The sequence below is a fragment of the Streptomyces sp. NRRL F-5126 genome (assembly GCF_000721265.1).
In the GTDB taxonomy this organism is placed as follows: Bacteria; Actinomycetota; Actinomycetes; order Streptomycetales; family Streptomycetaceae; genus Streptomyces.
Map to the genome: position 1 here is coordinate 226,138 of NZ_JOFZ01000015.1, position 25,862 is coordinate 251,999.

Here is a 25,862-nt window from a genome sequence, read left to right on the forward strand (position 1 = left end):
ACCTTCTGCTCGACACCACGGTACACCGATCAGTGAAGGGCGCACATCATGCAGGAACCGCGGCCCATGACACCGGCAGGCCACCGCATCGTGGACGCAGCCGAGGAGCTGTTCTACAACCGGGGGATCACGGCCGTGGGCGTGGACCTGATCGCCGAGCACTCGGGGGTCACGAAGCGGACGTTGTACAACCGGTTCGGCTCGAAAGACCACCTGGTGGCGGCCTACCTCACGCAACGCGACGAGCGCTGGCGCTCACTGGTCCGCGCCACCATCGACGCCTGTGACGGCGCCGCCGACGCCGTCACCGCCCCCTTCGAGGCGCTGCGCACCTGGTGCGGGACGAACACGCGGGGCTGCGCGTTCATCAACGCCCTGGCCGAACTCCCGGATCCCGCGCACCCCGGTCACCGCATCGCCGCGAGCCAGAAGCTGTGGCTGCGCGACCTCTTCGAAGACCTCGCCACGACGGCGGGCTGCGCCCACCCGGCCGCGCTCGCCACCCGCCTCCTGGTCCTGCACGAGGGCGCCCTGGCCGCGCGGCCCCTCCCCCTCGACACCCTCACCGGCACCACGGCCCTCGCCAGAGCCCTGGTCGAAGGCGCACTTGGCACCCCTGGCCGCCTGCGATGACGCGAAGTACTGTGCATGGGCTGTGTCGCGACGAACGGTACGGACAAGGATGAGTGTGGGCGAGGCAGGCGGGCCACGCGGCGGGACGGAGCGGTGGGACGGGGAGTTGGGGGACGCCGTCGCGCGGGCGCAAGGCGGCGATGACGCCGCTTTCGAGGTCGTGTACCGGATGGTGCACCCCAGGCTGCTGGGCTATCTGCGCGGGCTCGTCGGCAATGAGGCGGAGGACGTGGCGTCGGATGCCTGGCTGGAGATCGCCCGCGATCTGGGCCGGTTCAAGGGTGACGGCGCGGGCTTTCGCGGCTGGAGCGCGACCATCGCACGCCATCGGGCGCTCGACCACCTGCGGCGGCGTCGCAGCCGCCCCGTCACCAGCGCGCTCGATCCGGACCTCCTGGACGTTCCGGGACCGGACGACGTGTACGACCAGGCCTTCGAGGGCCTGTCCACCGAGCGCGCGCTCAGGCTGGTCCGCACCCTGCCTCGCGACCAGGCCGAGGCTGTGCTGCTGCGCGTCGTCGTCGGCCTCGACGGCCCGTCCGCCGCGCGTGTGCTCGGCAAGCGTCCCGGCGCCGTACGCAGTGCCACCTCCCGCGGGCTGAAGCGGCTGGCGCGCCAACTCGGCGGCGCCGAGGAGACGAGAGCACAACCCCTTACGCTGAGGCGGTCGATATGAGCGGCGCGACGCCCAGCGCGTAGGACAACAGGCGAGTGCGGGAATCACACGAGGACGGACGGCAGCAGGCATGGGCACCCACGACAGCGAGGGCGGAACGTACGCCCGTCATTCCGCTGGCCCGACCGGCCCAAGGCCCGAACCAGCCGAACCGACCACCCCCGCCGACCTGGAGGCGGCACTCGGCAGCGCCATGTGCGACGAGACGCTGGACGCACACGCGCAGCAGCAGGCCGTCGCCGCCTACCGCGCGGCCCGCGACGCGGGCCTGCACACGCAGGCACGCACGCGCACGAGTGACGACTGGCGCTCGCCGCGCACAACGGTGCGGCGCTCGGTGAGGATCGCCGTGGCCGTGTTGCTCGCGAGCCTGGCCCTGGGTGGCGCGGCGTTCGCCGCGATCGAGTTGCCCGGGTCTTCCGGTGGAACACACCACGAGGGTCCGAGGCCGTCAGGCCCCGGACCCTCCGCATCCTCAAAACCCTCCCCGCCCACACACTCGGGCACGGCGACCACGGCAGGGCCGGGCAGTGCCTCGCCCTCCGGCTCCGCCGGCACCGCCGTTGGCCCGCGGTCCGAGGGCCGCCCGCCGACGGCCGAGGACGTCCAGGCCCACTGCCGCGCGTACGCGTCGGTCAAGGGGAACGGCAAGGCACTGGACTCGGCGGGCTGGCAGCGGTTCATCGCGGCCGCCGGCGGCGAGGACCATGTGTCCGCCTACTGTGCACAAGTGCTGCCCGGCTCCGGCTCCGGGAAGCAGCAGGACGGCAAGGGGAGGACGAAGGCGGAGCCGAAGAGCACGCCGGCGAGCGAGAAGCCCGGGCAGGCGAAGCAGGAGGGCCACGGCAACTCGGCGGCGAGCACGGCGCCGAGCCATTCTCCGCAGGGGCAGGGAGCCGGGGTGTCGCGCGGCGGAGGTCCCGGCGCCCGGTGACCGGCCGGGGAAGGTCGGCCACCGGGCGCCCGGGCGAGCCGGCGCGGGCCGCATCCCTGAACGCGGGGGCGGGCCCGAGCATCCTGCGGTGGACTCAACTCGCCTGCGCCTGCCGGCGTCGAACACGCAACGGTTAGGATCGATCGGCCCAGGCGACCGCATCACCCGGCGGCAGACCGGCCGTACTTCGATGTCGCGGAGCGATTCAGCGTGAGCGTAGTCCCTGATTATGTGTTCATCCTGCCCGTGGTGATCATCGCGGCATGGATCCTGTCGTGGTGGGGGTCCCGGCGGGTCCGGTGGATCCTGCTGTCGGCCGCGGCCGTCGTCTCCGTGCTCTGCGTCGCCTTCGGCCTGCATGCGATGGGGCCGTCCGCCGACCCGCGGACCGTCGGCTGTTCACCGGCCATCGAGTGCGTGGACGCGCGTCCGCTCTACCTGCTCGCGGCCGGACTGCTCGGTGCCGGGTGCTGCCTCGTCCTGCTGATCCTGACGCTGGTGGGCGAGGCGATCAGGATCTGGCGGGCGGACCGGGAGGACCGCGAGGACCGGGAGGACGGCCCCGCGGACGGATGAGGACGTGGAGCACCCCGTCCGCAGTCCCGGCCGCGAGTTTCCGTCAGACACCAACTCCTCTTGTTTTAGCGTGACTTGTTCCACCAAAGTGTGTATTCGTGGGGATGTACGCGGCGCGGAAATGCCTTACAGTCAGCGCCGAACCGGCGATCGGTCCGCCTGGATGCGGCCCGAGCCGGCAACGGGGGGAGTACCGCTTCATGGATCAGATGGTGCTCAAGGCCCAGCAGTGGGTCAACGCGACGTACGCCGGTGTGCCGGAGTACAACCCGTGCACCGAGAACGGGATGACCGGCTGGGACACGATCTACAGCCTCATCCGGGCGCTCCAGCACGAGCTCGGCATCACCGCCCTGTCCGACAACTTCGGCCCGACGACCTGGGCGGACCTACAGGCCTACGGCCCGGTCGGCGCGAGTTCCAGCAACATGAACATGCGGACCATCGTGGAGGCCGCCCTCTACTGCAAGGGCTACAGCGGCGGCGAGATCGACGGCGCCTTCGGCCTGGACACCTGCGGCGGACTGGGCTCGCTGATCTCGGACATGGGCATCGCGTCGCACTACGGCAGCCTGGTCGCCAACGCGGATCCGAAGGTCTTCAGGGCCCTGATGTCCATGGACGCCTACGTGCAGACGTACGGCGGCTCGGACATGATCCAGACCTGCCAGCGGTGGCTGAACGACGCGTACTACAGCAGGGGCCAGTTCTTCGTCGGCCCGTGTGACGGGCACTTCTCCCGCAATGTCCAGCAGTCCCTGGTCCTGGGCATCCAGTACCAGATGGGCCTGACGGACTCCCAGGTGACCGGCACCATCGGACCCGCCACCGAAGGGGCGCTGAAGACGACCGCGTACGTCTCCAACGGCTCGACGGGCAACTGGGTCCAGCTCTTCCAGTGCGCTGTCGCCTTCAACGGCTACGACAACCACTGGGGGGACAACGGCGGGACGTACGGCTCCGATCTGGCCGCCACGGTGACGGCCTTCCAGAAGTTCAGCGCGCTCACCGCCAACGGCACGGGCGACTACGACACGTGGATGTCGCTGCTGGTGTCGACCGGCGACCCGGACCGCAAGGGCATCGCGTTCGACTGCATGTACCCGCTGAACCCCACGACGATCAAGACGGTGAAGGGCAACGGGTACTCGATCGCCGGCCGCTACCTCACCGGCGGCACCAGCAAGGTGCTGACCAACTCCGAGATCGCGCTCATCTTCGACAACGGCATGTCCTTCTTCCCGATCTACCAGGAGGAGGGCAACCAGCTGAGCGACTTCGGCTACGACAAGGGCAAAGCGGCCGCACAGGCCGCGTACCAGGCTGCCGAGAGCTTCGGCATCCCGGCCGGTACGGTCATCTACTTCTCCGTGGACTTCGACGCCACCGACGCGGACATCGACAGCGCGATCATCCCGCACTTCAAGGGCGTCAACGACGGAATGCCCATCATCGGGACGTACACGATCGGCGTGTACGGGTGCCGCAACGTCTGCAGCCGCCTCTCGGACGCCGGCCTCACCAACCGCAGTTTCGTCAGCGGTATGTCCACCGGCTACAGCGGCAACCTCGGCTACCCGCTCCCGGACAACTGGGCCTTCGACCAGATCAAGGACTTCACCCTGGCCTCCGGCACCAGCGGCGCGGTGGAGATCGACAACGACATCGCCTCCGGCCGGGACCTCGGTCTCGACAGCGTGACCCGGCCGCGCGACCCCAACGACGGCTTCTACACCTATCTGATCTGGCTGGAGGCCAGGGCCGGCCAGTGGATCGCGCAGGGGAACAACAGCAGGTCGGCCACCCTGCTGGTCTCGCAGTACCTGCGCGTGCGCGACGGGCTGAACAAGCAGTCCTTCGCCGACGACGTCTTCGGCTCGCTCGACCAGGGCTTCATCGACTTCGTCAACGGCTATGCCGACATGCCGTTCGCGGCCCCGCTGCGCGACCCCGGCTACCTGTGGGACTCCGACCCCGACCACTTCGGCGCGTCGTTCGGCGCCGTCGTCAGCCACGGCCGCGTCTCGGACCTCACGGACTGCAACCTGGCCGACTTCGGCTCCTGGGGCGGCGACCTGGTCAGCGTCCTGGGGCAGTTCCACCAGAGCGGGCGCTCCGACGACCAGGCCTACGACTACGCCATGGGCAAGATGTTCAACCGGGACGACAACACGTTCTTCTCGCTCAGCGACTTCCTTGCCAACATGGACGCCTGGGTTCTCGGCTACCCGGCCCAGCAGGGCTCCACTCAGCCGCTGTCGACGGGCTTCAAGTCGGCCTACGCGTCTGTGGCGTCGTCCGGCAAGCGGTGCACGGACTTCTACCGGATCCGGTTCAACAGCGACCCGGACACCCTGGGAGACGCCGCCATCAGCGCCATCGGCCGCGGCGACGACCAGACCAACCTCATCCGGGCCGCTTTCTGGCTCGACCAGTTCGGGTCGATCACGTGCCCGACCCCGCAGTCGATGTCCGACGCCTCGATCTCCGCCGTGGCGACGGCGTTCCGGGACGCCGTTCTCCAGAACTGTTCCCTCTGAGGAATCGAGGAGCCGAGATGACTTCCATGAACTCCAAGGTCAGCCGCAGACAGGTGCTGGTACTCGGCGGCCTGACGCTCGGCGTTGGCGTCGTCAACGTCGCCGGCCTCGGCGGCACGGCATATGCCGATTCCACGGCCGATTCGCCGGCCGGCGGCGTGACGCTGGTACCGGTCGGTGCGAGCCCGGTCGTGGTGCTGCCCGGGGTCGGCGTCCAACCCGCCGCCTTCCCGAGGCAGTTGGCTGTCCAGGTACAGCACGCCGGCACCGGCCTCCCGGCCGGGACACAGGTCGCGATCACCTACGACCCCCGCCTGTACGCCCCGCTGCCCACCGCCATGGTGACCAGCGGCCGCCACCGATTGCCCGCCACGAGCAAGACCACCACCGACCCCAGGACGACCCTGGCGACCTGCACGGTCACCCTGACCGACGCGCTGCCCGCCGGCAGCGAACCCGTGGTCGTCGTGGGAACCGCCAACCCGGCGCTCTACCCGCTCGACCTGGTCGTCGCACCCGCGGGCGCGACCGCCGCGGTGGGCCGCGAGAACAGGAAGCCGACCGGCAGGCGCAGCCTCAAGTCCCACCGGCCCAAGGCGTTCGGCGGCGTCGCCACGCCATGGGGCATCGAGGTCAGCGGCGTGTGGGAGCGCTACGAGTGGGCGGACGGCAAGCGCTGGTACTACTACCCGGCCCGGGTCACCCTGCACAACGTCGGACCCGGCACCGCCCCGGCGGCCGCGGCGATCTCCGTCGCACTGGACCCCCGGATCGTACGGGACGTCAGGATCACCGGCGCCCGGCTCGACCACAAGGCGCACGACGCGGGCGTACGGCAGCTGTCGAGCAGACGGACCGCGTCGCTGTTCGAAACCCACTGGACCACCCGGGTGCGCCTCAAGGCCGGCGAACGGCTCGACCTCGCCGTGAAGGTGACGACGCACAGGCCGGCACGTGACCTGCCGACGATCAAGCACCCCGCGGTGACACTGATCGACACCGGCAACCACGTCACCCAGCGGAGGACCGGTCTGCCCTCGCTGTCGCGCACCGACTCGAGGTGGCAGTAGCCGACCGGTCGCGGCGCGTCCGCTCCCCGTGCGGCGCACACGTGTCGCCACTCGTTCCCCGAACGTTCAACTCCGCGTCCGTGTGCGGGCTGTGTGCCGTCCCTAGGGTCCCTGTGAAGTCGTGAAGCAGCGACAACGGGGAAGGGACTCATGGACACGCTCCTCGCCGTCCGGGCTCGCGGGGTCACCAAGTGCTTCGGTGACGTCGTCGCGCTCGACGGCATCGATCTGGACGTGGCGCCGGGCCGCATCCACGGCCTGGCCGGGCCCAACGGCGCGGGCAAGACGACGCTGCTCGGTCTGCTGCTCGGCCTGGCCGTGGCCGACAGCGGCGGCATCGAGGTCCTGGGGACGCCTGCCGGGCGGGCGCTCGCCGCGCCCGACGGCGTCGCCGGCTTCGTGGACGGGCCCGGCCTCTACCCCTCGCTCACCGCCCGGCAGAACCTCGCCGCACTGGCCGCCCTGCGCGGCGGCGGCGCGCGGACAGCCGGGATCGACGACGTGCTCGGCCAGGTCGGGCTCGCCGACGTGGCAGACGACCGGGCCCGCGGCTTCTCCCTCGGCATGCGCCAGCGGCTCGGGCTCGCCGCCGCCCTGCTCACCAGGCCCCGGCTGCTCGTACTCGACGAACCGGCCAACGGACTCGACCCCGCGGGCACCAGGCATGTGCACGGTGTGCTGACCCGGCTCGCGTCGGACGGCACCGCTGTCGTGCTCTCCAGCCACCGCATGGACGACCTCGAAGCGCTGTGTTCCGACGTCACCATCATCGCCACGGGGCGCGTGGTCTTCTCAGGCCCGCTGGAAAAGCTCGCCGCCGAAAACCCCGAACTCGACTACCGGCTCCTCACGTCGGACCCCGCGGCCGCCCGCAGGCTCGCCGCCGGTACGGAAGGGGTGCGGGTCGCAGGGGCCGCCGACGGCGCCGGGGCGCCCCACGGCGGGGAAGCCCTCGTCGTGCGCGCGCTGGTGCCCGCCCTGGACGAGCTGGTGGTGAGGCTCGTGCGCGCGGGCATCGCGCTGCGCGAGCTGGCACCGGTGGTGTCACCACTTGAGGCCGCGTTCCTCGCCCTCACCGAGCAGCAGGAGGACGCGCGATGACCGCGCCGACGCCCACGCCCATGGCCGCATCGACCGCGACTCCCCCGTCAGCACCGGATCAGGCTGCCGCCGCACGGCCCGTGCCGGTGGCGCGGGTCTACCGCTTCGAGCTCGTCAAACTCGTGTCGCAGTGGCGTATTCGGCTGCTCGTGCTCGCCTGCTGGGTCGCGCCCGCCGTCTTCGTTGCCGCGGTGAGCCGGCAGGGCACACTGCCCGTCGACACGCTCTTCGGCCGGTGGATGCACGCCACCGGGTGGGCCGGGCCGCTGGTGGTGCTCGGCTTCGCGGGCACCTGGGCGCTGCCGCTGCTTACCTCGGTGGTCGCGGGGGACGTGTTCGCAGGCGAGGACCGGCTCGGCACCTGGCGGCACCTGCTCGTGGCGGTGCGCTCGCCCCGGCGCATCTTCGCGGCGAAGGCGCTGGCAGGACTCACCGTCATCCTGCTGCTCGTCGCGGGGCTGGCCTGCTCCTCCGCGGCCGGCGGGCTCGTGTCCGTCGGCGACCAGCCACTGGTCGGCCTGGACGGCCACCTGCTCGCGCCGGGGGACGCCGCCGCGCACGTCCTGCTCGCCTGGGTGTGCGTGCTCGCGCCGACGCTGGCGCTCGCCGCGATCGGTCTGCTCGGGTCCGTGGTCCTGTGGCGGTCCCCGATGGGCCTGCTGCTGCCGGCGCTCGTCGCCCTCGCGATGCAACTCGCCCAGATGCTGCCGCTGCCCGTCGCCGTACGGCTCGCGCTGCCCGGCTACGCGTTCATCGCCTGGAACGGCCTGTTCACCCGCCCCGCGCAGCTCGGCCCGCTCCTGATCGGCGTCGCGGTCTGCCTGGTGTGGGCCGCGGCGGCGACGGCGCTGGCCCTTCTGCTCTTCCTGCGGCGCGACTTCACCAACCCATCCGACGGGAGCTCGGGGCGCCGCGCCGTCACCGCGGGGCTGCTGCCGCTCGCCGGGCTCGTTGCCCTGACGGTGGCCGTACTCGCGGCGGCGACTCCCGCGACACTGACGGGGTCGGGGATCCGGCAGGCCGGGGTGGAGCGCTCGCTCGCCACGGCGTTCGCGCACCTCTACCGGATGCAGACCGGTCAGCTGAACCGGCCCGCCGTCACGGAGGCGCAGCTGAGGGCGACGGCGGCGTGCACGAAGGGCGACGTCAGCGACGGCGCCCAGGGTGCGGGCAACGACTGGCACTGCGTGGTCACCTGGCACCTTCCCGGCGTCGAGGCCACCGGCACGGCGGTCTACCAACTCGACGTCACCTCCGACGGGCGGTTCGTCGCCGACGGCGACGGGCCGAAGGAAGTCAACGGCTACTTCCTGGTGCGGACTCCGGAAGGGGACGCGCCGAACCCGCTGTGGCAGTTCGACGGGAACGTCGAGCTGCTCGACCACCCTCTGAAGGGATGACCCCATGCAGGTCACACGCCGCAGGCGTGCCAAGAAGAAACCCGTCCTGCTCGCAAGACGCGCCGGGCGCCGGATACCCCTCGTGACGGCGGGCATCACCGCCGCCGCCCTGGCCGCCACGGGCACCGCCTTCGCCCAGACGCACCAGTTCGGCACCCAGCAGGTCGGCCTGATCACCCACAAGGGGCAGGTCATCTCCAGCGACCAGTACCTCGCCCCGTACGGCAAGCGCCTCGTCATGAACGACGGCAAGATCATGTCGTCCACGGTCAGCCCGGACGGCACGCACCTCGCCGCCTCGGTGACCGACGGCGGGATGGCGCTGTCCATCGTCGACCTGAAGACGTGGAAGACGCAGCAGCTCGTCGGCGACTCCGCCACGGCCGACCTGCGCATCAGCGGCAACGACGTGGGTCAGGAGGGCCCCACGTACTCACCCGACGGCAAGCACCTGTGGCTGGGCAGGACCGACGGCTACACCCGGTTCACCGTCGGCGAGGACGGCTCCGTCTCCGATCCGGTGGACATCCCGATCCCGGCGGACGGGGCGAAGCACGCGCTGGCCTCCGCCGCCGTGTTCTCGTCCGACGGGGCCACCGTGTACGCGGCGGTCAACGGCCAGAACCGGGTCGTGGCCATCAACGCGGCCACCGGCGCCATCGAGCACAGCTGGACGGTGGGCAACGCGCCGCGCGGTGTAGTCCTGGCCGGTCACAAGCTGTACGTCAGCAACGAGGGCGGACGCCCGGCGCGGCCCGGCGAGTCGACGATCAACTCGTACCACACGCAGGTGCCGGCGAACCCGGTGACGGGTGCCACGACGACGGGCACGGTCAGTGTCATCGACCTGAGGAAGCCGTCCGCCGCTGTCAAGAGCATCGACGTCGGCCTGCACCCGACCGCTCTGTACGCGAAGAAGGGCGCGGTGTTCGTCACGGACACCGCGACCAACGACGTGTCCGTCATCAAGACGGCCAACGACAAGGTCGTGCAGACGATCTCGACCACGCCGTGGCCCGAGGCTTCGGTGGGTTACGAGCCGGACGCGGTGACGCTCACCGACGACGGCCATCTGCTGGTCACGCTGGGCCGCGCCGACGCGGTCGCCGTGTACCGGTACAAGTCGCCCCAGGAGCCGGTCAGTTATGTCGGCCTGCTCCCGACGGACTACTTCCCCGCCGAGATCGCCACTGTCGGCAACCAGGTGGTGGTGTCCAACACCCGTGGCATCGACGCCCGCCGTCCCACCACCAAGGGCGGCCACGGCACCCACGACACCACGGCCAGCCTGACCCGGTTCACACTGCCCGGCGACAAGACCATCAAGGCCGAGACGCGCAAGGTGTTCCAGCAGAACGGCTGGACCAGGAACTCGGTGGAGCTCGCCAAGTCCAAGGGCAGGCACAAGCCGAAGCCGGTGCCCGTCCCCGCGCGGATCGGCGACCCCTCGACGATCAAGCACGTCTTCCTGATCGTCAAGGAGAACCGCACCTACGACCAGGTGCTCGGCGACATCCCCAAGGGCAACGGCGACGCGTCGCTTACCCAGTTCGGCGAGAACGTGACACCGAACCAGCACGCGCTGGCCAACCAGTTCGGGCTGTACGACAACACCTACGACATCGGCACGAACTCGGCCGAGGGCCACAACTGGCTGATGCAGGCCGACAACCCCGAGTACACCGAGTCGTCGGCCGGCGAGTACCTGCGCTCCTACGACACCGAGGACGACGCACTCGGCCACCAGAAGTCCGGCTTCCTGTGGACGGGCGCCCAGGCCGCCGGCAAGTCCGTACGCGACTTCGGCGAGTTCCAGCAGTTCCTGACGAAGCCGGCCGGCGCGAGCTGGCAGAACCTGTACTGCGACGCCAACAACATGCGGGCGACCGGTGACCCCACCGCCTACCCGCTGGTCTCGTCCTCACCGATCCCGTCGCTCAACGACGTGTCGGTGCACGGGTTCCCGAAGTTCGACACCAGCGTTCCCGACGTGTACCGGGAGCAGATCTGGAAGCAGGACTTCGAGAAGAACGGCCCCGCGAACCTGAACATGTTCTGGCTGTCCAGCGACCACACCGGCGGCCCCGCGAGCCCGGCCGCACAGGTCGCCGACAACGACCTCGCGGTCGGCAGGATGGTCGACGAGATCTCCCACAGCAAGTACTGGAAGGACTCGGCGATCTTCGTCGTCGAGGACGACTCGCAGGCGGGGCTCGACCACGTCGACGGCCACCGTGCCCCCATCCAGATCATCAGCCCCTACGCCAGGCACGGCGTCGTGGACGACCACTACTACTCGCAGATCACGATGATCCGCACCATCGAGCAGATCCTCGGGATCCACCCGATGAACCAGAAGGACAGCGCGGCCACCCCCATGACCGGGGCCTTCACCAGGAAGCCGAACTACGCGCCGTTCAAGGCACTGGCCAACAGGACGTCGCTGACCGACGGCCTGGCGACCGCGCCCTCCTGCGGTGTGGACACCCCGGCGCCCCAGGACCCGAAGGCGGCGGCCGTGCCGGCGACGAAGGTCCCGGCGGACATGAAGCCGCTCGCGAAGCAGTGGGACACCTGGAAGTCGCACCAGCGGCTGACCGGGCCCAACGCCGTGGCCGACTACGCCGACCCCGAGCAGATGAACCACCTCACCTGGTACGAGACGCACAACTGGAAGAAGCCGTACCCGGGCGAGAAGAAGATCTACTCGCCCGGTGACGTGCCGGGCGCCTACATCCCGTCGTCGGACTCAGACGGCTGATCCCCGATCACTGATCACTGATCACTGATCGAGGCCGGTACCGGGAGCCCCCGGGCGGTGTCACCGCCGCCCGGGGGCCTCGTCCGGTATGCCCGTGAGCCTGCGCACCGCGTCCTGCATGTGCTCGTCCATCAGGTACAGCAGCCGCGCCTCGTCGCCCGCCCTGATGGCGTCGATGATCGCCGCGTGCTCCTCGACCATGACCTCGGGGACCGGGTACTTGTCCTGGAGCGCCGCGATGCACATGCGGGTCTCGACGAACAGCGTCTCCGCCATGCGCCGCAGCCGCACGCTGCCCGACTCGGTCACGAGGACGTGGTGCAGTTCGGTGTCGGCGGCGCTGAGCGCGGCGTGGTCGCCGCGCCTCGCCGCGTCCGCCATCGCGTCGTGCACCCGGGCCAGGCGGTCGGCCGAGGCCGCCCGGTCCCCGCGGAGGATGAGGCGGCAGGCCGCCGACTCGACGGCCGTACGCGCGAGGTATATGTCCCGCACGTCGTCCTCCGTCAGCGTCGTCACGAACACCCCGCGGTGCGGCTCGCTGTAGGCGATGCCCTGCTGGACGAGGCGCTGCATCGCCTCGCGCAGCGGGCCCCGGCTCACGCCGAGCTCGCCCGCCAGCTCGGCCTCGCCGAGCTGTGAGCCGGGCGCGAGCGTGCCGTCCATGATCGCCTCGGTGAGCTGGTGGGCGATCGAGATGGCGGCGGGCTCCCGCTTGACGCGCTCCAGCCGTCTGCCTCCCGGCATGACTGATCTCCTTCTCCGGTGCCGCCCTGCTACTCGGCGGCGGTGACAGGGGCGCGGCGGAACAGCCGGCCCAGGCCTTCGCGCGGCGTGGTGTCCCCCACCAGCCGCAGGCCTTCCCAGACAGTGACCTGGTTGGCCGTGAGGACGGGCTTGGCCACCGCGGCGTCCAGCTCGTCGAGCCAGGCCGCCGTGTGCAGCGCGGTGTCCGGCAACAGCACCGCCTCGGCCTCGGGGTGGTCGTTGCCGCGCGCGAGCTGAAGCACCTGGTCGCGACCGAGCGTACCGACCTCGGCCGCGGTGATGATGCCGCGCCCCGACACCCGCACCACCTCGGTCCCCGAGTCCGCGAGGAAACGGACGAAGTACTCGGCGACGTCGTCCGGGTACGTGGCGCCGATGGCGACCCTGCGCACGCCAAGGGCGCGGATCGCGTGCACGAAGGCGAAGGACGTGCTGGACGCGGGGACGCCGGCGGCCTGGGCGAGCTCCTCGACCTGCTGGCTCGCGCCCCGGCGCCCGTAGATGAAGCTGGCGCTCGTACAGGCCCACACCACCGCGTCGACGGCCTGCCTCTTCAGCTCCACCAGGCCCTCGGTGAGCCGGCCGATGGAGCCCATCTCCAGGAGCGCGTCCACGCGGTGGGCGTCCTCCCCCATGTCCGTGTGCACCAGGGGCAGGCGCACGGCGCCGCCCGCCCTGTCCTGGAGCAGCGGGTAGTCGTCCTCCGCCGAGTGTCCCGGGTAGAGGAATCCCACTGTCGCCGCGCGGTCAGCCATGCGTGAACGCCCTTTCGAGCAGGGCGGATCGCGGTACGCGCTCCGCAGCTGTAGATTGTTGACAATCCTACGGTCGCCGCCCTAACGTGTCAATCGGAATCCGGCGGCTGCCGGTGCCCGGTGGAAGCGGCGACCGAAGGACTGCCCATGCCAACGACCGGTCTCCCCGTCGTCGCGGTGCTCGCGGAGCAGGAGCCGCCCGTCGTCGAGCGGCTCGCGGGCGCCGCGCGCGTGCTGCGCGTCGGCGAGCGCGACCTCGCGGGCGCGCTGGCGCAGGCGGACGTCCTGCTCGTGTGGGACTTCCTGACGGGCGCGCTGCCCGCGGCCTGGCCCGAGCACGGCGGCCCGCGCTGGGTGCACACCGCGAGCGCGGGCGTCGACCGGCTGCTGTTCTCGCCGCTGCGCGAGTCGGACACCCTGGTCACGAACTCGCGCGGGGTGTTCGAGCGGCCGATCGCCGAGTACGTCGCCGGGCTCGTGCTCGCCATGGCGAAGGACCTGCCGGGCACGCTGGAGCGGCAGCGCACCCGCGAGTGGCGCCACCGCGTCACCGAATCCGTCGCGGGCACCCGCGCCGTCGTGGTCGGCGGCGGCCCCGTCGGGCGGGCCGTGGCCCGCCTGCTGGGCGCCCTCGGCCTGCGCGTCGAGCTGGTCTCCCGCACGGCGCGGGACGGCGATCCCGAGTTCGGCCGCGTGCACGGCTTCGGCGACCTGGCCGCGCTGCTGCCGGCCGCCGACTGGGTCGTGTGCGCGGCGCCGCTGACCGGGCAGACGGCGGACATGTTCGACGCGTCGGCCTTCGCCCGCATGAAGAGCGGCGCCCGGTTCGTCAACGTAGGCCGGGGACCGCTCGTCGTCGAGGAGGACCTGCTGGACGCGTTGCGCACCGGCGCGCTCGGCGGCGCGGCGCTCGACGTGTTCCGGCAGGAGCCGCTGCCCGCGGACAGCCCGCTGTGGGACGCTCCCGGGATGCTGGTGTCCCCGCACATGTCGGGCGACACCCGCAGCTGGCTCGACGACCTCGCGGACGTGTTTCTCGGCAACTTCGAGCGCTGGGTCGCCGGGCGGCCACTGCTCAACATCGTGGACAAGGAACTGGGGTACGTGCCCGTGGCCGGCCGGCCCGGCGCCGCCCCGCGGACCGAGGAGGGCACGCCATGACAGGAATCGGCGACCAGGCCGTGCGTACCGCCGGCACCACGCGGACGGCGGACGACCTCTGCTCCCGCACGGCGACCGAACTCCTCGACGGCTACCGGGACCTGTCCCTTTCGCCCGTCCGGGTCACCGAGGCCGTGCTCGCGCGCATCGCGGAACTCGACCCGCTCGTCAACGCGTTCTGCCTGGTCGACGAGGAGGCGGCGCGGCGTGACGCGGCGGCCTCGCAGGAGCGCTGGCGGCGCGGCGAGCCGCTCGGGCTGCTCGACGGCGTGCCCGTCTCGATCAAGGACCTGCTGCTCACCAGGGGCTGGCCCACACTGCGCGGCTCGCTCAGTACGGACCCGGCCGCGCCGTGCGAGCAGGACGCGCCGTCCGTCGCGCGGATGCGCGAGCACGGCGCTGTGTTCGTCGGCAAGACGACGACGCCCGAGTTCGGCTGGAAGGGCGTCACGGACGGGCCGCTGACCGGTGTGACCCGCAACCCCTGGAACCCGTCGCGCACTTCGGGCGGATCGAGCGGCGGCAGCGCGGCCGCCGTCGCACTCGGGCTCGGGCCGCTGTCGGTGGGCACCGACGGCGGCGGGTCGGTGCGCATCCCCGCCTCGTTCTGCGGTGTGTTCGGATTCAAGCCGACCTACGGCCGCGTCCCGCTCTACCCGGCGAGCCCCTTCGGCACGCTCGCGCACGCGGGCCCGCTGGCCCGTACGGTCGAGGACGCGGCGCTCATGATGGACGTGCTGTGCGGGCCGGACGACCGCGACTGGTCCGGGCTCCCGCCGTACGAGGGCAGCTTCCGCGACCGGCTCGGCGAGGCGAACGGCGGCAGTGTGCGCGGCCTGCGGGTCGCCTGGAGCACGTCACTCGCGGGCACGGCCGCCGAGCCGGACGTGGCCGCGCGGGTGCGGCACGCGGCGGAGCTGCTGGCAGGTCTGGGCGCCGAGGTCGAGGAGGCGGCGCCGGCCTTCGCCGACCCGGTGGCCGCCTACCACACGCTGTGGTTCTCGGGCGCGGCGAAGGTCGTGGAACACCTGACGCCCGAGCAGTTCGCCCGACTCGACCCGGGTCTCGCGGAGATCTGCCGCCAGGGCGCGGCGATGAGCGCGCTCGACTACCTCGGCGCCGTGGACGCGCGCATGGCGCTCGGCGTGGAGATGGGCCGCTTCCACCGCGCGTACGACCTGCTCGTGGTCCCGACACTGCCGGGCACGGCGTTCGAGGCGGGCCACGAGGTGCCGCCGGGCAGCGGCCACGGGCGGTGGACGGGCTGGACGCCCTTCACGTACCCGTTCAACCTCACGCAGCAGCCCGCGGCCACCGTGCCGTGCGGGCCCGGCGCGGACGGGCTGCCCGTCGGCGTCCAGCTCGTCGCGGCACGCAACAGGGACGACGTGGTGCTGCGGGCGTCCCACGCCCTGTTCGAGGCGCTGGCCGCGGAGGGCACGGTCTCGGCCGCGCCGGTGGACCCGCGCGGCTGAGTGCGCCCTCGCGGGCGTGACCTGTGGGGCCCCGGGCCGAGGCCCGGGGCCCCTGGAGGCCTCGCGCAGGCCTCACCGCCCGCCCTCATGCGTCGCGTCGTGGCCGGCGCGCGTCGCGCCACCGCCCAAGGGGCGCCCCCGCGCGGAGAGTCGGGCCCGCGCGGGCGGCGTACGGACTCGTGCGTTCAGGCGGCGCGCCTGAACGTCAGGGACTCGCCGAGCACGCCCGACAGCCACAAATCCTGTGCGGCCTCGGCCATCCGGTCGAGGCCCTCGGTGATCGTCGCGAAGATGTTCGCGGGCACGAAGCCGGTGTCCGGGTTCAGCAGCAGGTTGTTGCGCTCGTAGAACACCGCCAGGTCGACGATGGACTCCTCGGCCTGCGGCCTGCCGCCCTGCGTGTAGCCGTGGGAGCTGGTGTTCAGCTGCCACTTGGCGAACGAGAAGTAGGCGACGTCACCCGGGATGGGCGTGATCGTCGGATTCTCCGTGCCGGGCTCCTCGGCGGCGAACGCCGGCACCAGCGTGTAGATCTCGTTGCGCGCGTACTTGCCGTGGAAGACGTCCTTGCCGAGCGGCAGGGCGTTCCACACGGCCTCGCACGTGCGCGGCGCCTGGCCGTCGAGGAGCTTGGCCACGCAGCTGACGCCGCGCTTCTCCAGCGCGATCTCGATGTAACGGTCCACTTGTCCCCACTCTCCGTCTCCGGGTGTCGGCTCACGTACTCCGCTGCTCCGGCCGCCGGACTCCGGTACGGGTACCGGCGCCTTGCTCGCGGCGCGGCTTTTCAAGGCCCCTCGGTGCGGGCGGTGCCGGCTCGTCGGCCGGGGCGCCCACCGCCCCGGCCGGTCAGGACGCCGGCATCGCCAGGTAGCGCGTTTCGAGGAACTCCTCGATGCCGGCCCTGCCGCCCTCGCGGCCGAGGCCCGACTGCTTCACCCCGCCGAAGGGGGCCGCCGGATTGGAGACCACGCCCTTGTTGAGGCCGATCATCCCGGTGTCGAGCCGCTCGGAGATCCGGAAGGCGCGCCTGAGGCTCTCCGTGTACAGGTACGAGACGAGGCCGTACGGCGTCGCGTTGGCCGCCGCCACCGCCTCGTCCTCGTCGCTGAACGAGACGACGGGGGCGACGGGCCCGAAGATCTCCTCGTGCAGCATCGGTGCGTCGGCGGGCACGTCGACGAGGACGGTCGGCGCGTAGAAGTAGCCGTCTCCGGGGGCGGGTTCGCCGCCCGTCAGCGCCTTGGCGCCGGCGTCGAGCGCCTGCCCGACGAGCCTGCCGACCTTGCCGCGGCCGTCCTCGTCGATCAGCGGGCCCACCTCGACGCCGGGCTCCGTGCCGCGCCCGACGGCCATGGCGCCCATCCGCTCGGCGAGCCGCCGCGTGAACTCGGGGGCGACGCTCTCGTGCACGTAGAGCCGGTTGGCGGCGGTGCAGGCCTCGCCGATGTTGCGCATCTTGGCCTGCACCGCGCCCTCGACGGCGGCGTCCAGGTCGGCGTCCTCGCAGACGATGAACGGGGCGTTGCCGCCGAGTTCCAGCGACACGCGCAGCACCTGCTCGGCGCTCTGCGCGATCAGCAGCCTGCCGACGGCCGTGGAGCCCGTGAAGGACAGCTTGCGCAGCCGCCCGTCGCGCAGCAGCGGCTCGACGACGTCGCCGGGCCTGCTGCTCGTGACGACGTTCAGCACGCCGCCGGGGAGCCCGGCCTCCGCCATGATCCCGGCGAGCGCGAGCATCGACAGCGGGGTCTGCTCGGCGGGCTTGACGATCATCGTGCAGCCGGCCGCGACGGCGGGGCCGATCTTCCGGGTGCCCATGGCGAGGGGGAAGTTCCACGGTGTGACCAGCAGCGCGGGCCCCACCGGGCGCCGCATGACGAGCAGCCGGTCCTTGCCGTCGGGGGAGGTCGCGTACCCGCCGTCGATGCGCACGGCCTCCTCGGCGAACCACCGGAAGAACTCGGCGGCGTACGCGACCTCGCCGCGCGCCTCCGCCAGCGGCTTGCCCATCTCCAGGGTCATCAGCAGCGCGAGGTCGTCGATCCGCTCGCGGATCAGCTCGTAGGACCTGCGCAGGATCTCGCCTCGCTCGCGCGGCGGCCTGGCCGCCCAGGACTCCTGGGCCTCGTGCGCGGCGGTGAGCGCGTCCAGGGCGTCGTCCGTGCCCGCGTCCGCGACGGTGCGCAGCGGGCGCGCGACGGACGGGTCCTCCACCTCGAACACGTCCCCCGAGGCGGCGGGACGCCAGTCACCCGCGATGTACAGCCCGGCGGGGACCGCGTCCACCACCGCGCGCTCGTGCTCTGCCTGTGCGGTCACTGTGTTCTCCCCGGCTCGTGGACAACGGCGCCCGTCCATGCTTGCATGAGTGTAGGTTGTTGACAATCCTACGATCGAGGTTCTCCCGCCCGGTACCCGAAGGAGCGAACATGGCCACACTCTCTCCCGTCCTCAAGCAGGCCACGCCCGTGCTCGCGGCCCGGGGCGAAGGCGTGTACGTGTACGACGAGGCGGGCCGCGCCCACCTGGACTTCACCGCCGGCATCGGCGTGACGAGCACAGGCCACTGCCACCCTCGTGTCGTCGAGGCCGCGCAGCGCCAGGTCGCCACGCTCGTGCACGGCCAGTACACGACGGTCATGCACCGGCCGCTGCTCACGCTCACGGAGCGGCTCGGCGAGGTGCTGCCCGCAGGGCTCGACTCGCTGTTCTACGTCAACTCGGGCAGCGAGGCGGTCGAGGCCGCCATGCGCCTGGCGAGGCAGGCCACCGGGCGGCCCAACATCGTCGTCTTCCAGGGCTCCTTCCACGGACGCACCATCGGCGCCGCGTCGCTGACGACGTCCGCCTCCAAGTACAGGTCGGGGTTCGGGCCGCTGATGCCGGGCGTCGCGATCGCGCCGTTCCCCAACGCCTTCCACTACGGGTGGGACGAGGAGACCGCGACGAGGTTCGCGCTGCGTGAGCTCGACCAACTGCTGGCGACCGTCTCCGCGCCGGCCGACACCGCGGCGTTCTTCGTCGAGCCGGTGCTGGGCGAGGGCGGGTATGTGCCGGCCAACACCGCGTTCCTGCGCGGCCTGCGGGAGCGCGCGGACCGCCACGGCATCCTCCTCGTCCTCGACGAGGTGCAGACGGGCTTCGGCCGCACGGGGATGTTCTGGGGCCACGAGCACTTCGCGGGCAGGCCCGACATCGTGGTCACCGCGAAGGGGCTGGCCAGCGGCTTCCCGCTGTCCGCCATCGCCGCGCCCACGGCGCTCATGGAGAAGGCGTGGCCCGGCTCGCAGGGCGGCACGTACGGCGGCAACGCGGTCGCGTGCGCGGCGGCGATCGCCACGCTCGACGTGATCCAGGACGAGAAGCTCGTCGAGAACGCGGCGGGGCGCGGCAAGGAGCTGCTCGCTGGGCTGCGCGAGGTCGCGGCGCGGCACGCGCCGGCGTCGGGGCCCGGCATCGGCGACGTGCGGGGGCTCGGACTGATGGCAGGCAGCGAGTTCGTGACGGCGGACGGCGAGCCCGACGGCTCGACGGCCGCGGCCGCCCAGGCGGCGGCGTCGCGCCGCGGGCTGCTACTGCTCACCTGCGGGGCGCAGGGCCAGGTCGTGCGCATGATCCCGCCACTCGTCGTCACGGCGGAGCAGGTACGCGAGGGGCTGGCCCTGTGGGGCGACGCGGTCGCCGACGCGCTGTCCTGACGCGAGCGCCGCGCGGGGATCGTGCGGGCGTCCCGCCCGGGCGCGCGTGAAGCTGCCGCCACCTGGCGGAGAACCGCCGCACCGAACGGCCGCGCGGGCGCCCGGCACGGGCGCGGGTAGCGCTCGCCTGCCGGGCAGACCGCCGAAAGCCCGGGCACCGCCGGGCGAGCCGCGCGGAACACCACCGGTGCACCCGGGCGCCGGAGTACGGGCAGCCGCACGTCAGAACGCGTCCGTCTCCGCCGCCGGGCAGGCCGCCGGAAGCCCGGGCACCGCCGGGCGGGCCGCGCGGAACACCACCGGTGCACCCGGGCGCCGGAGTACGGGCAGCCGCACGTCAGAACGCGTCCGTCTCCGCCCGGCCAGGCACGGCGGCGCCGAGGGAGTTGACGCCAACCATGGCCGACCAGCATCGTCTCCACACCGGGGCGGGGAAAACCGGGGCGCACGCCCCGCAGGCGCTCCAGGCGGCGCTGCGCGCCGCCGTCACGCGCGGGAGCGTGGACTTCGGGCCGAGGCGCCGCGCGGAGTACGCGCAGGACGCGTCCAACTACCGGCAGGTGCCCGTGGCGGTGGTCATGCCGGCGGACGCGGACGAGGTCATCGCGGCCGTGGCGGCGTGCCGCGCGCACGGGACGGCCGTCACGCTGCGCGGCGGCGGCACCAGCATCGCGGGCCAGGCCGTGGGCGACGGCGTCGTCATCGACACCTCGCGCCACCTGAACCGGATCCTGTCGGTCGATCCCGAGGCACGTACCGCGACCGTCGAGCCCGGTGTCGTGCTCGACCGGCTGCAGGACGCCTGCCGCCCGCACGGCCTGCGGTTCGGCCCCGACCCCTCGACGCACTCGCGGTGCACCGTCGGCGGGATGATCGGCAACAACGCGTGCGGCACGCACTCGGTGGCCTGGGGCCGCACGGCGGACAACATCGTCGCGCTCGACGTGCTCACGTACGACGGCACGCGCATGCGCGTCGGCAGGCTCGGCGCCCGCGAGCTGGACGAGGCCGTCGCCGCGGGCGGCCGAAGCGGGGAGATCCACGCCGCCCTGCGCGACCTGCGCGACGGCAACCTCGCCCTGCTGCGCACCGAGTTCGGCCGGTTCAGGCGCCAGGTGTCCGGGTACGGGCTCGAGCACCTGCTGCCCGAGCGCGGTTTCGACGTGGCGGCGGCCCTGGTCGGCACGGAGGGCACCTGCGTGGTGGTGCTGTCCGCGACGGTACGGCTCGTGCCGCTCCCCCGGCGCCGCACCCTGGTGGCGCTCGGCTTCCCCGACCTGCCCGCAGCGGGCGACGCGGCGCGCGCCGTGCTGCGCCACGATCCCATCGCGTGCGAGGGCCTCGGCGCCGAGCAGGTCGCCGCGCTGCGCAGGAACGTGCCCGACGCGGAGCCCGAGCGGCTGCTGCCCGAGGGGCGCGGCTGGCTGCTGTGCGAGTTCGGTGACGCGGGCCCGGCGGCCGGCGACGAGGAGCAGGCGGCGGCGCTCGCGCGCGACACCGGCGCCGTCGGCGTCAGGCTGGTGACCGACCCCGGCGAGCAGGCGGCCCTGTGGCGCGTCAGGGAGGAGAGCTCGGGCCTCGCCACCCGCGCGCCCGACGGCACGGAGGCGTGGCCCGGCTGGGAGGACTCCGCCGTGCCCGTGGAGCACCTCGGCGACTACCTGCGCGACTTCGAGCAGCTCATGGCCCGCCACGGCCTGCACGGCACGCCGTACGGCCACTTCGGCGAGGGTTGCGTGCACATCAGGATCGACTTCGACCACACCACGCGCGAAGGCGTCCGCGTCTTCATGGCGTTCATGGCGGACGCCGCCCGGCTGGTCGCGCGCCACGGCGGGACCCTGTCGGGCGAGCACGGCGACGGCCAGGCGCGCGCCCAGTTCCTGCCCCTCGTCCACAGCCCGGCCGCCATCGACGCGTTCAACGCCTTCAAGGCGGTCTGGGACCCGGACGGCGGCCTCAACCCGGGCATCCTCGTCCACCCGCGCCCGGCCGACGAGCGCCTGCGAGTGCGGGCGGGCCACCGCCCCGCGCTGCCGCTCGCCACGACGCTGGCCCTGTCCGAGGACGGCGGTGACCTGAGCCGGGCGCTGCGCCGCTGCGTGGGAGTGGCGAAGTGCCGCACGTCGTCGGGCGGCGTGATGTGCCCGAGCTACCGCGTCACCGGCGACGAGAAGGACTCCACCAGGGGCCGGGCGCGCGTGCTGTACGAGATGGTGCAGGGCGACGTCGTCACGGACGGCTGGCGCGCGGAGGAGGTGCGGGACGCGCTCGACCTGTGCCTGTCCTGCAAGGGGTGCAAGAGCGACTGCCCGGTCGGCGTCGACATGGCCACGTACAAGGCGGAGTTCCTGCACCGGCACTACCGGCGCAGGGTGCGGCCGCGCGCCCACTACTCGCTCGGCTGGCTGCCGCTGTGGGCGAGGCTCGCGGCCACGGCACCGCGCCTGGCCAACCGGGTGACGGGCAGCAGGCTGCCCGCGGCCGCGCTGAAGGCCGCCGGCGGCATCGCCGCGCAGCGGCCCGTGCCGCGCTTCGCGCCGACGCGCTTTCGCCGGTGGTTCGAGTCCAGGCCCGCGGCCGGGCGCGCGCCCGCGCCGGGCGGGGACCCGGGCCGGCAGGTGCTGCTGTGGCCCGACACGTTCACGGAGTTCTTCACGCCCGAGGTGGGCCGGGCAGCCGTCGAGGTGCTCGAACACGCCGGTTTCGAGGTGCTGCTGCCGTCCGACCGGCTGTGCTGCGGCCTCACCTGGCTGACGACGGGACAGCTCGGCGTGGCCAAGAGGGTGCTCGGACGGACGCTGGACGCCGTCGACCCGTACCTCGCGCGCGGCATCCCCCTGGTGGGCCTCGAACCGAGCTGCACCTCCCTCTTCCGCTCGGACGCCGTGGAGCTCCTCGCGGACGACCCGCGCGCACGGCGGGCGGCGGAGTCGACGGTGACGCTCGCGGAGCTCCTCGACAGGAGGGCGCCCGGCACGGACTTCGGGCACCTGGGGCGCGCCGCCGTCACCCAGACCCACTGCCACCAGCACGCGACGCTGGGCAGCGCGGCCGACGACCGGCTGCTGGCCAGGATCGGCGTCGGAAACGAGCGCCTGGACTCCGGGTGCTGCGGCCTCGCGGGGAACTTCGGCTTCGAGAAGGAGCACTACGGGGTGTCCGTGGCCGTCGCCGAGAACGCCCTGCTGCCCGCCTTGCGGGAGACGCCCGATGACCATGTGGTCCTCGCGGACGGCTTCAGCTGCCGCACCCAGATCTCCCAGCTGTCGGGGCGGCGCCCCGTGCACCTGGCCGAGCTGCTGCGGGACGGCGTACGCGCGGCGGCCCTCAGTCCTGGCGTGCCGCCCGGCGAAGGGCGAGGACCAGCGCGTTGATCGCCGGGTCGCCTCCGCTGCCGGCCCGCACCGCGATCGAGACCGTACGGGTGAGCTGCAGGTCCTCCACGGGCCGCAGCGTCACGTCGGCCGCGAGCTGCTCCACGACGAGCCGCGGCACGAGCGAGACCCCGAGCCCCGCCTGGACGAGCGCGAGCACCACCGAGTAGTCGTCGCTGGTGAAGTCGAAGCGCGGGTTGAACCCGGCGGCCTCGCACGCGCGCTCCAGCACCGTGCGCAGTGAGTCGTCCCTGCGCGGCGCGACCCAGTGCTCGTCCCGCAGCGCCGCGAGGGGACGCGCGCCCTCGTCGGCCGCGTGCGGGTGGCGCGGCGGCAGCGCGAGCAGCACGGGCTCGCGGATCACGGGCCGCAGCTCGATCCCCGCGTGCGGCAGCCGCGGCAGCAGGTTGTACTCGTACACCAGCGCGACGTCGATGCGGCGGGCCCGGAGCTCGACCAGGCTCTGCTCCGGCTCCTGCTCGCCGAGCTCCACATTGAGGTCCGGGTGGTACGCCTGGCACGCGGCGATCGCCGGCGCCGCGATCGCGCCCGCCGCGCTCGGGAAGGCGCCGAGCCGCACCGTGCCGCGCACCCCCTGCTCAAGCGCGGACACCTCGGCGCGCGCCCGCTCCATCTGGGCCAGGATGATCTCGGTGTGCGCCACCAGGACGTGCGCGGCCTCCGTCAGCAGCAGGCGCCTGCCGTCCCGGATGAACAGCGTGGTGTGCGCCTCCCGTTCGAGCAGCGCGAGCTGCTGGGACACCGCAGACGGGGTCAGCGCGCACGCCTCGGCCGCGGCGGCGATCGTGCCGTGCGCGGCGAGCTCTCGAAGCAGCCTCAGCCGCCGTACCTCGAACATGTAGGAACACTAACGGCATGTCCGAAAAAATCTTGCTGGTCCTGCGGCCCGGCACGGTTCCACACTGGCGCTAGGCAGCAGGCACACGCGGCTCCGCGACCGCTCTGGTCGCGGTCCGCCACCGGCGGCACACAACGCAAGACCCTTCCGTGGTGCGCCCGCCGGGCGCGCCCGGTGACCCCGTTTCTTCTTCGCCGCAAAGGGGTTTCCAGTGGACATCACATTCCTCGGCGGTCCCGTTCCGCAGCGGGGCATCGGGGTGGTCGCGCCGTTCGACTTCGCCCTCGACCGTGAGCTCTGGCGCTGGGTGCCCGACGACGTCTGCCTGCATCTGACCCGGACACCTTTCGTGCCGGTCGAGGTCACGCCAGACATGGCGAGGATCATCAGCGAGCACGAGACCCTGCGGATGGCGGTGCGCACGCTCACGGCGATCCGGCCCGGCGCGGTCACGTACGCGTGCACGTCGGGCAGCTTCATCTCCGGGCTGCTCGGCGAGCGTGCCATGTGCGCGGCGATGGGTGACGTCGGCCCGCTGCCGGCCACGACCACGTCGGGCGGGCTGATCGACGCGCTGTCGGAGATCGGCGTGCGGAAGGTCGCCGTCATCACCCCGTACACCAAGTCGCTGACCGACGCGCTGGAGGACTTCCTCGCCGAGGCCGGCATGACGGTGACCGGGCGCTCCTACCTGGGCCTGACGCGGGAGATCTGGCGGGTGCCCTACCAGGGCGTGGCGGAGATGGCGCGCAGCGGTGTGGCGGAGGGTGCGGACGCGCTCTTCATCAGCTGCACCAACCTCCCCACGTACGACGTGATCCCTCAGCTGGAGGCGGAGCTGCGGATCCCGGTGCTGTCCGCCAACCAGGTGACGATGTGGACGGCCCTGCGCTCCATCGGGGTCTCGGCCGTCGGCCCGTACCAGGCCCTGCTCGACCCGGTGGCGCGCGCGGGCATGGGCCTCGCGGGCGCGCGGTGCGAGGTGGCGCCGGCCGAATTGCGGGCGCTCGGGCTGCCGGGTCAGGAGCTTCCCGCGGCCGACGAGCTCAGCCGGAGCCCGGAGCCGCGGCAGGGCGAGGCGTCGGGCACGCAGACGGGCACGCAGGCGTGGTGACGGCGGCGGCCCGGCGCGCCCGCGTGCTGCGGCGGGCGCGCCGGGCCGGTCTCCGGGGCGGTGCGGATCAGCAGGTCTGGCGCAGGTAGCCGTCGCTGCCGATGGGCGAGACGTCGACGTCGCGGCGGACGACGCTGATGCGGTCGCCGTAGCCTGAGCAGGTCTTCCTCAGGCCCGCGGCCGTGTACTCGATGGCGATCACGTGGTCGCCGTAGGCCGAGGTGTAGACCCCGCACTCGTCGTAGCGGCCGCACTCCTCAGCGATCGCGAAGTCGAGCCCGTTGCCCGCGTGGTCGCCCGCGAGCTCGGAGGTGTTCTTCTGCGCGATGGCCAGGCCCTTGGCGTGCGCGTGGTCCGAGAGCAGCTTGATGAAGGCCTCGGCCTCGTTCGACGTGAGGAGCTCGGGGAAGCGGGTGAAGGTGTCGAAGTTGTCGGGCTCGACGGCCTGGAAGCCCTTGCTCGCGCAGCTGTCGATCCAGCCGTCCACCTTGGCGGCGATCCGCTCACGCTTGGCGGCGGTACGGATGTCGAGGACGGCCTCGTCCCAGCCGTCGTCGTAGACGACCTTGCCGTTCGCGTCCCGCAGCAGCAGGTCGGAGTCCCAGTCGCCCTCCGCCCCTTCCTGTGCCTGGAAGGCGTTGACGTAGCAGATGTTGTACAGGCCCGCCGCCGGGGAGGCCGAGTGGTCGCGGCTGACGACCTTCACGCCGGCCGGCGGCTTGTAGGCGCCGCCGATCTGGTAGTCGAACCCGGCGTGCGCCGGCGGAAGTGTGACTCCGGTGGACGCGGCGGCGGTGGTGGACGCGGCGGCGCCCTGGGTGGTCGAAGCGCCCGCGGTGGAGCACGCGACCAGCGGCGTGGCGACGGCCAGCGCGGCAGCGGCCGACATGGCGAGGGATCTGCGGGACCGGACACGGTGAGCACGCATCGTGGAGCTCCAGAAGATGGGGGATACGTCCCCGCC

20 protein-coding genes are annotated in these 25,862 nt (G+C 72.5%); 14 read left to right on the top strand and 6 right to left on the bottom strand.

Annotation, left to right across the window (positions count from 1 at the left end):
• Positions 1-66 precede the first annotated feature (66 nt).
• From IH48_RS0130440 to IH48_RS0130480, 9 genes are all read left to right on the top strand, one after another.
• Positions 67-633, top strand: coding sequence for a TetR/AcrR family transcriptional regulator (locus tag IH48_RS0130440; RefSeq protein ID WP_199810033.1), 567 nt, complete (start codon positions 67-69; stop codon positions 631-633).
• Between the two features lie 55 nt (positions 634-688).
• Positions 689-1,309: an RNA polymerase sigma factor gene (locus IH48_RS0130445; protein WP_030911849.1), complete on the top strand. Its 621-nt coding sequence runs from the start codon at positions 689-691 to the stop codon at positions 1,307-1,309.
• Positions 1,310-1,379: 70 nt separating this feature from the next.
• Positions 1,380-2,243, top strand: a complete 864-nt coding sequence (locus IH48_RS36425; protein WP_051840892.1) for a hypothetical protein — start codon at positions 1,380-1,382, stop codon at positions 2,241-2,243.
• A 210-nt stretch (positions 2,244-2,453) separates the two neighbouring features.
• Positions 2,454-2,819: a hypothetical protein gene (locus IH48_RS0130455; protein ID WP_158710375.1), complete on the top strand. Its 366-nt coding sequence runs from the start codon at positions 2,454-2,456 to the stop codon at positions 2,817-2,819.
• Positions 2,820-3,019: 200 nt separating this feature from the next.
• Positions 3,020-5,359, top strand: a complete 2,340-nt coding sequence (locus tag IH48_RS0130460; protein ID WP_158710376.1) for a glycoside hydrolase domain-containing protein — start codon at positions 3,020-3,022, stop codon at positions 5,357-5,359.
• A gap of 17 nt (positions 5,360-5,376) precedes the next feature.
• Complete coding sequence (locus IH48_RS0130465) at positions 5,377-6,429, top strand: hypothetical protein (RefSeq protein ID WP_030911860.1); 1,053 nt, start codon at positions 5,377-5,379, stop codon at positions 6,427-6,429.
• A gap of 150 nt (positions 6,430-6,579) precedes the next feature.
• Entirely contained in the window at positions 6,580-7,530 is a 951-nt protein-coding gene (locus IH48_RS0130470; RefSeq protein WP_030911863.1) for an ABC transporter ATP-binding protein, read from the top strand.
• The gene (locus IH48_RS0130475) at positions 7,527-8,930 is read left to right on the top strand and encodes an ABC transporter permease (protein WP_030911866.1); all 1,404 of its coding nucleotides are present in this window, start codon (positions 7,527-7,529) and stop codon (positions 8,928-8,930) included. The genes IH48_RS0130470 and IH48_RS0130475 overlap by 4 nt, the downstream gene beginning before the upstream one ends.
• Before the next feature lie 4 nt (positions 8,931-8,934).
• Entirely contained in the window at positions 8,935-11,691 is a 2,757-nt protein-coding gene (locus IH48_RS0130480; protein ID WP_030911869.1) for a bifunctional YncE family protein/alkaline phosphatase family protein, read from the top strand.
• Positions 11,692-11,751: 60 nt separating this feature from the next.
• Here the strand turns inward: IH48_RS0130480 and IH48_RS0130485 are convergent, their stop codons facing one another.
• Both IH48_RS0130485 and IH48_RS0130490 read right to left on the bottom strand, forming a co-directional pair.
• Positions 11,752-12,435 carry a GntR family transcriptional regulator gene (locus IH48_RS0130485; RefSeq protein ID WP_030911872.1) on the bottom strand — a complete coding sequence of 228 codons (684 nt, stop codon included), beginning with the start codon at positions 12,433-12,435 and terminating at the stop codon, positions 11,752-11,754.
• 29 nt (positions 12,436-12,464) lie between these two features.
• Entirely contained in the window at positions 12,465-13,211 is a 747-nt protein-coding gene (locus IH48_RS0130490; protein ID WP_030911875.1) for a decarboxylase, read from the bottom strand.
• 147 nt (positions 13,212-13,358) lie between these two features.
• Here IH48_RS0130490 and IH48_RS0130495 point away from each other — a divergent pair, with 147 nt between their 5' ends.
• Positions 13,359-14,372, top strand: coding sequence for a D-2-hydroxyacid dehydrogenase (locus IH48_RS0130495; RefSeq protein WP_037843715.1), 1,014 nt, complete (start codon positions 13,359-13,361; stop codon positions 14,370-14,372).
• On the top strand, positions 14,369-15,847 hold the full coding sequence (locus tag IH48_RS0130500; protein WP_051840894.1) for an amidase: 1,479 nt from the start codon (positions 14,369-14,371) through the stop codon (positions 15,845-15,847). Before IH48_RS0130495 ends, IH48_RS0130500 begins: the two co-directional genes overlap by 4 nt.
• Before the next feature lie 185 nt (positions 15,848-16,032).
• Here IH48_RS0130500 and IH48_RS0130505 read toward each other — a convergent pair whose 3' ends face one another.
• On the bottom strand, positions 16,033-16,533 hold the full coding sequence (locus IH48_RS0130505; RefSeq protein ID WP_030911886.1) for a DUF3830 family protein: 501 nt from the start codon (positions 16,531-16,533) through the stop codon (positions 16,033-16,035).
• A 163-nt stretch (positions 16,534-16,696) separates the two neighbouring features.
• Entirely contained in the window at positions 16,697-18,136 is a 1,440-nt protein-coding gene (locus tag IH48_RS0130510; protein WP_420705557.1) for an NAD-dependent succinate-semialdehyde dehydrogenase, read from the bottom strand.
• Between the two features lie 143 nt (positions 18,137-18,279).
• Here IH48_RS0130510 and IH48_RS0130515 point away from each other — a divergent pair, with 143 nt between their 5' ends.
• Positions 18,280-19,548 (top strand): aspartate aminotransferase family protein, encoded by a 1,269-nt coding sequence (locus IH48_RS0130515; protein WP_030911892.1) that lies wholly within the window; start codon positions 18,280-18,282, stop codon positions 19,546-19,548.
• Positions 19,549-19,946: 398 nt separating this feature from the next.
• Entirely contained in the window at positions 19,947-22,925 is a 2,979-nt protein-coding gene (locus tag IH48_RS0130520; RefSeq protein WP_078850145.1) for an FAD-binding and (Fe-S)-binding domain-containing protein, read from the top strand.
• Here IH48_RS0130520 and IH48_RS0130525 read toward each other — a convergent pair.
• Complete coding sequence (locus tag IH48_RS0130525) at positions 22,879-23,784, bottom strand: LysR family transcriptional regulator (RefSeq protein ID WP_030911898.1); 906 nt, start codon at positions 23,782-23,784, stop codon at positions 22,879-22,881. The genes IH48_RS0130520 and IH48_RS0130525 overlap by 47 nt on opposite strands.
• A gap of 211 nt (positions 23,785-23,995) precedes the next feature.
• Between IH48_RS0130525 and IH48_RS0130530 the strand changes: the two genes are divergently transcribed.
• Positions 23,996-24,898 carry a decarboxylase gene (locus IH48_RS0130530; RefSeq protein WP_158710377.1) on the top strand — a complete coding sequence of 301 codons (903 nt, stop codon included), beginning with the start codon at positions 23,996-23,998 and terminating at the stop codon, positions 24,896-24,898.
• A 67-nt stretch (positions 24,899-24,965) separates the two neighbouring features.
• On the opposite strand, the gene IH48_RS0130535 is transcribed toward IH48_RS0130530, so the two are convergent.
• On the bottom strand, positions 24,966-25,787 hold the full coding sequence (locus IH48_RS0130535; protein WP_420705558.1) for an endo alpha-1,4 polygalactosaminidase: 822 nt from the start codon (positions 25,785-25,787) through the stop codon (positions 24,966-24,968).
• Positions 25,788-25,862: the final 75 nt, after the last annotated feature.